The following is a 12,107-nucleotide window of genomic DNA, read 5'->3' on the forward strand; positions in this document are numbered from 1 at the left end:
CCCTGATTGATATCAGGTGATTGTTCGTGGATAGCAGAGAGAATACCACATGAATTGGCTTCAAACATATATTCACTCTTGGTATAACCTATTTTGCGGATTACTTCTCTTGCGATATCCTGCACATCCAGGTAAGCTTCAGACTTCACCTCTCCTGCCAGTACAACCTGACCGGTAGTTACAAGTGTTTCACATGCTACTTTAGAGGTGGCATCATATGCCAGGAAGTTATCAATCAGCGCATCAGAGATCTGATCAGCTACTTTATCCGGATGTCCTTCTGAAACGGATTCAGATGTAAATAAATAAGGCATAAAAAACTGGGATTAGTAGTTTTATGGTTTAGTGTAAATAATTCGAAGCTTGATATTGTATTGTGACAGATCACTACCACCTGCTTTTACGCGATTCACATCCATGTAAAGTGGAGAATAACCTTCCAGTTTGAAGCCGTTATTAGTATCGAGTTTTTTGATAAACCTTTGAACGGTATTAGCAAGGTTAAAGGTATACTGTACAATCTGTACACCTCCAAAGTTGGTGATCACCTGACGGCTGCCTCCAAAATAAGCTGCGCCGCCACTCGAATAATAATCGACAGGGATTTTGGTGGAGTCCCCGTTTCCATACTGCCGTAAAGATAAGCTTCCTGGTTCAATAAATATATTATTCATATCACTGACACCGGAAGTGATTTGTGTGATGACCAGTTCTGCTTTGTTGATCAGCACAGCAGGGAAGTTTTCCAGGCCAGGAATTGTCAGTTTGGTATACAAGCCAGGACTGGCATTCAGGAACAGGATACTATCTCCTTTCGGATTACCGGTGTTAATGAATCTGCCGGCCTGTGAACCATTATAATTACGGGTGAAGTAATTGGCATGTGCACTGGCATATTGATTAAACGCCATCGTAGCACGAAGGGAATCATCAGTTGAATTCTTGTAAAATACTGTCAGTTTGGTATCGCTGCTATTCAGGTTCAGGTAAATCATGTTCCTGTTGGTACCTCTGCTGGTATCAGGTATTAAGGCGAAGCCTTTCAGATAAGCACGGAAAGCAGAATCTGTTGCAAATGCGCCATCAGATTTCTGATTCAGCAGGTCTCTACCAAATGCATCGCTCAATTTAACACGCAGCTGCGCCGTTTCCTTTGTGCCATAAACGCTCACAGAATCACGGAGTGATAACGGCGTAACGGTTACCTGGCCCAGTAATTCACCGGGATTGTATGCCAGCGCCCTGTTATAGGCATAGTTGGAATCAATGGTAAAATTAGGTTCCGCCATACGATACACCTTAAAGGTCTGAGGTGAGGCAGAGTCGCCGGTATAGCCATTGTAGCTCAGTGACAATACTACCGAATCAAGGGTTTGTCCGGTCCCTTGAAAAGTGAAAGCACTCTGCGGCAGAGATACCTGCGTGTATACGAAAGCGTGAGTTTTACCGAAAACAGGATCCGTGGTAATGGAACCCAGTATTTTGGCGTAGGCTGTATTGCCGTTTAAAATAGTAGAATCATACCGGAGTATGTTGTTAGCAATAATACCAGAAAGGACCGTATCCTGCGCATTCACGAAATCGCTGGGAGGAATAAGGCCACCACCCAGAAGAGTGGATTTGTTACAACCGGTTGCTCCGTACAGTAGAGTAATATAGGTAGCTAAGAAGCTAAGGTTCCTGAAATTGATCTTCACGCGTTATGTTGTTAGTGAGTATTGTTTTTACTGCCCGAACGTGCTTTAAGATAGCTATTTTCCCAGTAATTGGTTGTACAATTGCAGGTAATCACCGAGATCTTCGTTCTCTTTTTTGTAAGGTAAAATAATCTTACCTTTTTCTGCTTTCACTTCATCCACCACTTTCTTTTCCAGCTTATCACCGGCAAGTACAACAGCATCCGCGTATTTAGCTGCGCCTCTGTTCAATGCAGTATTGGTACCTTCCTTGAACAGCTCCATATCTTTTTCTTTGATCTGGTTGCTGATCGTGGCCTTCTTAACAAAGGTAGTGCCTAACTTTTCCTTGAACGTGTTGGGCGTCAACGAATAAATAATTTTTGAATTAGCGAAAACCGGCTCTTTTTTATAGGCCGTTTTCAAATACATGGGGATCAGAGAGGTCATCCAGCCACTGCAATGAATGATGTCAGGAGGCCATCCGAATTTCTTCACCGTTTCAAGGGCTCCCTTACAAAAGAAGACGGCTCTGGCTGCATTGTCGTCAAAAAACTCTTCGTTTTCATCAGCAAAAACAGTCTTACGCTTAAAATAATCTTCATTATCCAGGAAGTAAACCTGCAATCGGGCATTAGGAAGCGAAGCCACCTTGATAATCAACGGATAGTCATCCCCGTCAATCACAATGTTGATCCCTGACAACCTTACGACCTCGTGCAAACGGTGTCTTCTCTCATTAATAATTCCAAATCTAGGCATGATCACTCTCACTTCCAGGCCAGCCTCATTGGACTTAATTGCCATTTTATTGACCATTGCCGCGTAATCACTCAATTCCAGGTACGGCGACATCTCTTGGGCAATAAAAAGAATTCTTTTCTTTGTGGACATTTAACGCTGATTATTAATGCAGTAATTTTTAATTTGGCTTGCAAAATTACGGATTTTTTACGGAATATTGGCCAATCTGTCAGTTTTAACATCCTTTTAAGCAATGATTTATGTATCTATTTAAGCGCAGCGCGGACCTGAAGAAGCACCTGGACCTGGTAAGAAAAAGCAACAAAAGCATTGGTTTTGTGCCAACTATGGGCGCCCTCCATGAAGGGCACCTGTCACTTATTCAGGCAGCCAGGGAAAATAATGATGTGGTCGTTTGCAGCATTTTTGTCAATCCTACTCAGTTTAATGATCCAAAAGATTTTGAAAAATATCCCATTACCATCGAGGAGGATATTAAAAAATTAAATAACGTTTCAACAGATATACTTTTTTTACCATCCGTAGAAGAGATGTACCCGGAAGGACTGGAAAGTGATCTGCATTACGACTTTGGCAACCTGGAAACAATACTCGAAGGCAAATTTCGTCCCGGACATTTCCAGGGCGTGGGCCGCATTGTTCACAAGTTACTTGATATTGTGCAACCTGACCAGCTTTTTATGGGACAAAAAGATCTGCAGCAATGTCTGATCATTCGCCGGCTGCTGGTAGTTACCCATTCTCCCGTAAAACTGGTCGTGTGTCCTACGGAAAGAGAAAAAGACGGACTGGCCATGAGCAGCCGCAATGCCCGCCTCTCTCCCGCTGCCAGAAAAAAAGCTACCGCCATCTACCAGGCCCTTCTCCGGATCAAAAACAATTTTGGAAAAGGGCTCCATTTCATGGAAGGCGCCCATGAAGCTTTTGACGAACTCAAAAAACAGGGTTTTGAGCCCGAATACGTGGATATCCTTCAACTCGACAACGATATGCTCCACCCGCTCGACCAACCACCAGGAAATGCCACCGTAATTGTGGCCCTCGCCGCATGGCTGGATGGGGTAAGACTCATCGACAACATGGTACTGCAGGGAAGCCTCTAGCCTGCCGGACAAGGCATTCAGCAAACACTGCATTACTGCTGCATGCCTTGTTCGATCTTCCATATTTTTTTCCTAGCTTTGCGAACGCTCTTTTTTTACAGCGTTAAGCCAGTTATAAATATGCAAATCGAAATTTTAAAGTGTAAGATTCACCGCGCGGTAGTTACGGAAGCCAATCTGCAATATGTTGGAAGCATTACGATTGACGAAGACCTGATGGATGCCGCTGGTTTAATTGAGTACGAAAAAGTACAGGTATTGAACGTAAATAACGGAGAAAGACTGGAAACCTATGTTATCAAAGGTAAACGTGGTTCCGGTGTAATCTGTATGAATGGCCCCGCCGCCCGACTCGTTGCCCCGGGTGACATAGTAATTATTATTTCCTATGCCACAATGGATTTTGAAGAAGCTAAAAAATATACACCTATTGCCATTTTCCCTAAAGAAGGGAATAAACTCTAATCCGGTATACTGTTTTTATTAACGCCCTAAAACAACTTTGGATCATGCCCAAAACGCTTAAGAACGTCATTAAGTTTATTTGCTTTTTTGGCGCTGGGGTGCTATTGATATGGCTTTTCACCAGGAATATCAAGGCAGATCAATGGGATCAGATCAAAGATGCGTTGCGAAAAGCCAATTACTGGCTGCTCATCCCTACCATGACCATCGGTATTGCCAGTCACTGGTTCCGCGCGGTGCGCTGGAAACTCCTGATGAAACCACTGGGATACCAGCCCACCACCCTCAATACTTTTTTCGCCGTAATGGTAGGCTACCTGGTAAACCTCGCCGTGCCACGCCTCGGTGAAGTAACCCGTTGTGGCATTGTTGCCCAGTATGAGAAAGTACCCGCCGATAAACTGGTAGGGACCATGATCGCCGAAAGAGCAGTGGATTTGGTATGTCTGCTCCTGCTAATGGTACTCACCGTTGTCACACAGCTCGACCTCCTCGGTTCCCTGCTTCACGACATGATCCTTCAAAAGATATCGGATAAAGTAGCACAGGCCAACGGAACACAACTGCTCATTGGTATCGTTATCGGTGCCCTGTTCCTTTTGCTCCTCGTCTGGCTGCTGCGCCGCTTCGCCAGATCCAAAGTAGCCATTACCGTTAAAAACCTGGTACGCGGTATTACGGAAGGATTTCTCTCCATTGGTAAAATGGAAAGGAAGAAAAAAATATGGTTTATCATTCACTCTATACTCATCTGGTCCTGCTACCTGTCCCAGGTATACATCGGCTTTTTCTGCCTGCAGGAAACGTCCCACCTGGGCCTCAATGCGGCACTGGCCATTCTGATGATTGGCAGTGTAGGCATGATCGTTATGCCGGGTGGTATGGGCGCCTATCAGCTGCTGGTGCAGGTAACACTGGTCGTTTATGGCATCCCGCTTGCTATCGGCTTCGCCTTTGGCTGGATCATCTGGGTAGCACAAACGATCCTGGTGCTCGTCCTTGGCCTCGCAAGCCTCGTGGCATTGCCTATCTACAATAAGAAAAAAAGCGAGTTTTTGTCTAGCTCAGGATTATACTGATTTAGATGATTTTCATGATTTTTACTTTTTGATTTTATAAGATTAAAAGAGATTAGGGAAGAAGATGAGGATAACCGCATCTTCTTCCCTAATCTCTTTTATATCCTTTCTAATCCCGAAAAAAAATCATGAAAATCATCTAAATCAGTATAATCCTGCACTAAGACAAAAACCCGCGTTTTTCCCCGCTTTTCTTTAACTTTAATTTAATACTCTATTTAAAGCGAAAGCTGTATCATCGTAGTTTAGATGATGTGATTTTTTTGAATGTAAATATGTTAGTATGCGTTTGCCGAATGGTGAGAACCTTGATATTATGACAATGCCCGATGTAATACTAGTAAAGAAAACGACCCGGAAAAAGCCCCAGGCAGAAAAGAAAAAAATGATTGCCAGGGATATCAGCTGGCTCTCTTTTAACGCCAGAGTGCTGCAGGAAGCTGCAGACAAATCCGTACCACTTCGTGAACGTATCCGCTTCTTAGGGATTTTTTCCAATAATCTTGATGAGTTTTTCAGGGTAAGAGTTGCTACCCTCAAAAGAATGATGTCTTTCGGCAAAGCCTCCAAAATGCACCTGGAAGAAAACCCCGATCAAATACTCGATGAAATACAAACACGGGTAATTGAGCAGCAGCGGGAGTTTGACCTGGTCTGGAAAGACATTGCCTCCGAAATGGAAGCGCAACATATTTTTCTACGTACAGAAAAACAGCTCAATAAAGAACAACAGAAATTTGTACTGAATTTCTTCAATGAACAGGTACGCACCAACATCATTCCCCTGATGATTGAGAGCATACAACAATTCCCTATTCTGCGTGATAAATCTATTTATCTGGCCATTGTACTGGCCCGGCAGGATAACTCTGTAAGACAAAAATTTGCACTGATAGAAATCCCTACCGGCGTACTTCCCCGCTTCATCATTCTCCCGTCCAAACCCGGTGAGCATGATATCATTCTGCTGGAAGACCTGGTACGCTTCTGCTTACCAAATATATTCGTGTACTTTGGTTATGATAAATTCGCGGCACACATCATCAAAGTAACCCGTGATGCAGAACTGGATATCGACAACGACATCTCCGACAGCCTGATTCACCAGATTGAAAAAGGACTGAAAGACCGGCGTAAAGGCAAGCCGGTGCGGTTTGTATATGACAAGGATATTGATCCGCTGTTGCTGGAATACCTCATGCGCAGACAAGGATTATCGGGAAAAGATAATCTCATTCCAGGCGCCCGTATCCATAACTTCAAGGATTTTATGGACTTCCCGGATTCCATCTTTCCACCACATTTACAACGTAAAACCTTTACGCATCCGCTGTTCCTCAATGCACCCAGTGTTATGCATGTGATCCAGCAGCAGGATGTGATGCTGCATTTTCCTTACCACTCTTTCGATACCATCATCGATCTGTTAAGAGAAGCTGCCATAGACCCGAACGTTTCTTCCATTAAAATAACTGCGTACAGGCTTGCCCGTAATTCCAAGATAGTGAATGCACTGGTCAACGCCGTCCGCAATGGCAAACAGGTAACCGTAGTGCTGGAACTCCGCGCACGCTTTGATGAAGCGGCCAACCTCGACTGGAAATCAAGACTGGAAGAAGAAGGTGTAAAAGTATTGCTGGGCATTCCGAATATGAAAATACATGCCAAGCTCTGTGTGATCAAAAAACGGATAGGCACCAAAACCATTCAGTGTGGCTTTGTAAGTACCGGCAACCTCAATGAAAGAACAGCCCGCGTTTACGGCGATCATTGCCTGTTAACCACCAACCGTGCCATCATTGCAGATATGAACCGCATCTTTACCTACCTGGAAAGTCAGCGGCATGATATCAAAATACTGGAAGGCTGCAAAACACTGCCGGTTAGTCCGCTTAACATGCGCGATACTTTCCTGCGACTGATAGACCGTGAAATAAAGAACGCCAAACATAAAAAGAAAGCCAGTATCATCATTAAAATGAACTCCCTTTCTGATGCTACCCTTATTGCCAAACTCTACGAGGCCGCTAAAGCCGGGGTAGATATTCAAATGGTGATCCGGGGCATCTGCTGCGCTTATACGGAAAATAAAAAGTGGAAAAAAAATATTACGGCTGTCAGCATTGTGGATGAATACCTGGAACATGCCCGTGTATTCATTTTCCACCACGGCGGCCAGGAAAAAGTATACATTGCGTCCTGCGACTGGATGGTGCGCAACCTCGATCACCGCATAGAAGCAGCGGCACATATAACGGACCCGGCTATACGCCAGGAGTTGATCGACATCATGAAAATTCAGCTGAGCGGCAACGTAAAAGCACGTATACTGGATAATGAGCAGCTCAATGAATACCGGAAAGACGGCGACAAAAAAATACGTACGCAAATAGAGATCTATAAATACCTGCACGAAAAACAATACCTGTAACTTTAAAATGTTTTACTTTTGCCCCTTGATATAATGACTGACAGATGAAATTAGCTGCGATTGATATAGGTTCCAATGCTGCCAGGTTGCTCATTTCTGAAGCATCACCCAACAGTGCGGGCGTAATGGACTTTACCAAACTAAACCTGGTGAGAGTACCACTGCGACTGGGATTTGACGTATTTAACAACAATGTTATTTCCGGAAAAAAAGCCAATCATCTCATTGATACCATCAAGGCATATAAGCTATTGCTGGACGTATATGAAGTGAAGTATCTCAAAGCCTGCGCCACCTCTGCCATGCGCGACGCCACCAATGGCGCAGTGATTTTGCAGGAAGTAAAGGCACAGACAGGCATCGATATCAAAATCATTTCCGGACAGGAAGAAGCGGCTTTCATCTATGAAAACCATGTGGCGGAAAACATGGATAAAACCAAGTCCTACCTCTATATTGACGTGGGCGGCGGTAGTACGGAAATTACGCTGTTCGGCGGTGGCAAACAGATCTTCAAGGAATCTTTCAATATAGGTACCATCCGGCTGTTGCAACAACAGGTAACCGAAGCCCAATGGCAGGTGCTGAAAGACTTTCTGAAACAACAACTCAAAGCCGTAGGCCCCGTGATCGCGATCGGTTCCGGCGGCAACATCAATAAAATATTCTCTCTCTCCAAACGCAAGGAAGGCAAGCCTTTATCGCTGGATACGCTGAAAGACTACTACAAGGAGCTAAGCAGCTTCACCGTAGAAGAGCGCATTCACCTGTACAACCTGCGGGAAGACCGCGCCGATGTAATCGTACCTGCCTTGCAGATCTACGTGAACATTATGCGCTGGGCCGATACGCTGGAAATTTACGTACCCAAGATCGGATTGGCCGATGGTCTTATCCATGCACTTTACGAAGAAATTGCAGTGGTTAGCTGATGAACAGCTGTTAGCTATTAGCTGTTAGCTGTTAGTTTTTAGCGATTAGCCACCAAATGACAGTCACATACATGAAAAGTAGCTGTCTCCAGTTGAATACTAATCGCTGTTATCTAATAGCTAAAAGCTAACTGCTAAAAGCTAAAAAAACATTTCCATTTATCTTTTTATATTACCACCTTTGCGGTTATTGCTAACAGCAAAATGCTAAAAGCTACTGCTTATGTCTGTGAATAAAGAAATAAAGCGTATCACCACGCATACACTGCAGAAGATGAAAGTGGATGGGGAAAGAATATCTATGCTGACGGCATATGATTACTCCATGGCACGCATTTTTGATGATGCAGGGATTGATATCCTGCTGGTCGGTGATTCTGCGTCCAATGTAATGGCTGGTCATGAAACCACACTCCCTATTACCCTGGATCAGATGATCTATCATGCCGCTTCTGTTGTAAGGGCGATTAAACGTTGCTTCGTTGTGGTGGATCTTCCCTTTGGTTCTTACCAGGGAAATTCCAAAGAAGCACTCAGTTCTGCCATCCGTATCATGAAAGAAACCGGTGCGCATGGGATCAAAATCGAAGGCGGCGAAGAAATCATCGAATCCGTAAAAAGGATTATCTCTGCCGGTGTGCCGGTAATGGGCCACCTCGGACTAACGCCACAATCGATCTACAAATTTGGTACCTACGCCGTACGTGCTACAGAAGAAGCAGAAGCCAATAAGCTTATCAGCGATGCTAAACTGCTGCAGGAAGCAGGCTGCTTTGCAATTGTGCTGGAAAAAATCCCTGCTGCCCTGGCCAAAACGGTGGCTGAAACCGTGAGTATTCCCATTATTGGTATCGGCGCCGGTAAATATGTAGATGGACAGGTACTGGTCATGCACGATATGCTGGGCATCAACAAAGATTTCAAACCACGCTTCCTTCGCCGTTACCTGGACCTTTACAGCCAGATCTATGGCGCTACCCAGGCTTACATCAATGATGTAAAAACCAAGGACTTCCCGAACGACAATGAACAATATTGATTGAATTACAAATTACGAATTACGAATTACGGATTTGAGCGTAGATGGTAAGCGCGGAAATCATCCGCTACTATCTTCTCACAAATCCGTAATTCGTAATTTGTAATTCGTAATTTTCCCTTATATTCGCTTCGTTAAATGAACTACCTGTTAAACATACAGCTTTCTCTACTCTCCTATCTACGGAGCACTTGCTCCCATGTGCCATAGGTAGCACATCGGGTATTTTCCCTGCACATCTTTATTTACATGCCGCTAAAGCGGTTCCTGGTGCTGTATTTCAGCAATACTGACTTTTATTATTGTTATTGGCTGTCGTCATTCCTTTTTTCGCGTTGGTTCCTTTTTACCGATCTGAAAAACGCGCGATAAGCATATAACGGTAATGACTATACGTAGTATCCCGGATCCGTGTATATATTCACTTATAACAGCGCAAACCATGTGCTGCTCATCACTATAATTCCAAACAGATTATGAAACGTGTAATGATTATCGGCGCCGGCAAGATCGGCGAAACCGCCGCTTTCTTGTTGAAACAGTCCGGCGACTACGCAGTAACATTGGCAGACAGCAACCAGGCCTTACTGGATAAATGCACAGACGCCGGTATCCGCAAAACTATCCTGGATGTAAACGACGCCAACGCGCTACAACAGGGCCTGCAGGAACAAGACATCGTACTGAGCGCCTGCCCCTTTTTCCTGAATGTAAAAATTGCCACTGCCGCCGCCCAGGCCAATACCCACTATTTTGATTTAACGGAAGATGTAGCTACTACCAATGCCATCCGGGAAATAGCCGCCAAAGCCAATGTTAGCTTTATGCCACAGTGTGGTCTGGCGCCAGGTTTCATCAGCATTGCGGCTTATGATATCGCCAAACAGTTTGATTCGCTGGATGCCGTTCGCCTGCGTGTAGGAGCGCTTCCCCAGTTTCCTACCAATAGTCTCATGTATAACCTTACCTGGAGCACCGATGGACTGATCAATGAATACTGCAACCCCTGCGATGCCATCTATGAAGGGGCCCGTAAAGAAGTGATGCCTATGGAAGGTTACGAGCGCTTTGCACTGGACGGCGTGGAATATGAAGCCTTCAATACCTCCGGTGGACTGGGCGCCCTCGCCGAAATACTGGACAAAAAAGTATATAACCTGGACTACAAAACAGTGCGCTATCCCGGCCATTGCCACCTCATGAAAATACTCCTGAGCGAACTAAAACTTAATAAAAAAAGGGATATTTTGAAAGAGATTATGGAAGATAGCATACCTTTCACTGCCCAGGATGTGGTATTGGTTTTTGTGTCTGTTTCAGGAATGGTGAACGGACGCTCCGTGCAACGCTCCTATTCACGTAAGATCTATAACCAGTCAGTGGCCGGCAAGGATTTCACCGCCATACAACTGACCACCGCAGGTGCTGCCTGCGCAGTCATAGACCTCCACGCAAAGGGGCTGCTCCCGGCCAATGGCTTTGTCCGGCAGGAAGACGTAGCATTCAATGATTTAATCAACAACCGCTTTGCGGTATATTATAATTAGCAGTTAAAGGATTGTCATTGGTAAATTTTTGTAAAGAGTAGCCTCTTTATTAAAAACACTAACGGCTAATTACTAAAAAAGCATCCTCACATGTTAAAAGATGTATTAAAAGGGCTGATGGATCGTTATCAGCAACGCGTACCGGATGTGGCAGCGGTAATTGCCGCCATGATTGAAGAAGGGATCATTCAGCAGGCGGATGATATCGAGAATGATCATATCGCTTTCCGAACAATGGGGGTGCCTCAGCTGGGCGTACAATCCCTGGAAAAAATATTTCTTCATTACGGCTATACGAAAATGGATCACTACCATTTCGCTGCCAAAAAGCTGGATGCGTGGTGGTATGCACCCCCGGAACCGCAATACCCGCGCATATTTATCAGTGAATTAAGGGTGAATGACCTCAGTGAAGCCGCGCAGGACATTATTCACCGCTATACCAGCGAAGTGAAAACGGATCCGGTAAATACACTGCAGCTCGACGATGCCAGCGCGGTAGATACCTTTTTACACAGCTCCCTCTGGCGCACCCCTACCCTGGCTGATTACCAGCTGCTGGCAGCGGAAAGCGAATATGCCGCCTGGGTAATTTATAACCGGTATTATCTCAATCACTTTACGGTGAGTGTACATAATTTACCGGCAGGATACAATACCGTGGCTGATTTCAACACCTTCCTGGAAAAACATGGTTTCCGTTTGAATGATGCAGGGGGCAAAATAAAAACCAGTCCGGATGGTGGGTTGCTACAAAGCGCCACAGTAGCGGGTATGATCACCGCAGCATTTGCAGGCGGAGAAAAGCAGGCGATTGCAGGTTCCTATGTAGAGTTTGCAGAAAGAAAGGTGCTGCCCCAATTTGCACATTTACCTGCAGGAGAAATAGGCAGAGCCCAAAGACGGGAAGGTTTCGAAGCCGGCAATGCCGATAAGATCTTTGAAAGCACCTACGCCACCCAAACAAAAAAAAGTTCCTAATTTAGTTTAATAATACACCCATAATGGAAGACATCTTAAAAGCATTTGGCATCACTACAGAACAAAGTGGTATCAGCACCGGCAACAAC

At 44.8% G+C, this 12,107-nt stretch carries 11 protein-coding genes; 8 read left to right on the forward strand and 3 right to left on the reverse strand.

The features are described from left to right. The 3 genes from VIP81_RS20145 to VIP81_RS20155 form a co-directional block, all read right to left on the reverse strand. Positions 1-314: S-adenosylmethionine synthetase N-terminal domain-containing protein (locus VIP81_RS20145; RefSeq protein ID WP_331965318.1), on the reverse strand; the 314-nt coding region annotated here is incomplete at its 3' end. Between the two features lie 21 nt (positions 315-335). Next, positions 336-1,697 carry a DUF4270 family protein gene (locus VIP81_RS20150; RefSeq protein ID WP_331965321.1) on the reverse strand — a complete coding sequence of 454 codons (1,362 nt, stop codon included), beginning with the start codon at positions 1,695-1,697 and terminating at the stop codon, positions 336-338. A 54-nt stretch (positions 1,698-1,751) separates the two neighbouring features. Further along, entirely contained in the window at positions 1,752-2,570 is an 819-nt protein-coding gene (locus VIP81_RS20155) for a glycogen/starch synthase (protein WP_133811107.1), read from the reverse strand. A gap of 110 nt (positions 2,571-2,680) precedes the next feature. Here VIP81_RS20155 and panC point away from each other — a divergent pair, with 110 nt between their 5' ends. From panC to VIP81_RS20195, 8 genes are all read left to right on the forward strand, one after another. After that, positions 2,681-3,544, forward strand: a complete 864-nt coding sequence (gene panC, locus VIP81_RS20160; protein WP_331965326.1) for a pantoate--beta-alanine ligase — start codon at positions 2,681-2,683, stop codon at positions 3,542-3,544. A gap of 120 nt (positions 3,545-3,664) precedes the next feature. Next, complete coding sequence (gene panD / locus VIP81_RS20165) at positions 3,665-4,009, forward strand: aspartate 1-decarboxylase (RefSeq protein ID WP_133811105.1); 345 nt, start codon at positions 3,665-3,667, stop codon at positions 4,007-4,009. 44 nt (positions 4,010-4,053) lie between these two features. Beyond that, the gene (locus VIP81_RS20170) at positions 4,054-5,088 is read left to right on the forward strand and encodes a lysylphosphatidylglycerol synthase transmembrane domain-containing protein (RefSeq protein ID WP_331965331.1); all 1,035 of its coding nucleotides are present in this window, start codon (positions 4,054-4,056) and stop codon (positions 5,086-5,088) included. Between the two features lie 283 nt (positions 5,089-5,371). Then, the gene (ppk1, locus tag VIP81_RS20175; RefSeq protein WP_331965334.1) at positions 5,372-7,519 is read left to right on the forward strand and encodes a polyphosphate kinase 1; all 2,148 of its coding nucleotides are present in this window, start codon (positions 5,372-5,374) and stop codon (positions 7,517-7,519) included. A 44-nt stretch (positions 7,520-7,563) separates the two neighbouring features. Continuing rightward, positions 7,564-8,451: an exopolyphosphatase gene (locus VIP81_RS20180; RefSeq protein ID WP_331965337.1), complete on the forward strand. Its 888-nt coding sequence runs from the start codon at positions 7,564-7,566 to the stop codon at positions 8,449-8,451. Positions 8,452-8,674: 223 nt separating this feature from the next. Continuing rightward, entirely contained in the window at positions 8,675-9,490 is an 816-nt protein-coding gene (gene panB, locus VIP81_RS20185; RefSeq protein WP_331965340.1) for a 3-methyl-2-oxobutanoate hydroxymethyltransferase, read from the forward strand. A 476-nt stretch (positions 9,491-9,966) separates the two neighbouring features. Then, entirely contained in the window at positions 9,967-11,037 is a 1,071-nt protein-coding gene (locus VIP81_RS20190) for a saccharopine dehydrogenase family protein (protein WP_331965343.1), read from the forward strand. 90 nt (positions 11,038-11,127) lie between these two features. Beyond that, positions 11,128-12,018 (forward strand): DUF1338 domain-containing protein, encoded by an 891-nt coding sequence (locus tag VIP81_RS20195; protein WP_331965346.1) that lies wholly within the window; start codon positions 11,128-11,130, stop codon positions 12,016-12,018. Positions 12,019-12,107: the final 89 nt, after the last annotated feature.

The organism is Chitinophaga sp., from assembly GCF_036566945.1.
Lineage (GTDB): Bacteria > Bacteroidota > Bacteroidia > Chitinophagales > Chitinophagaceae > Chitinophaga.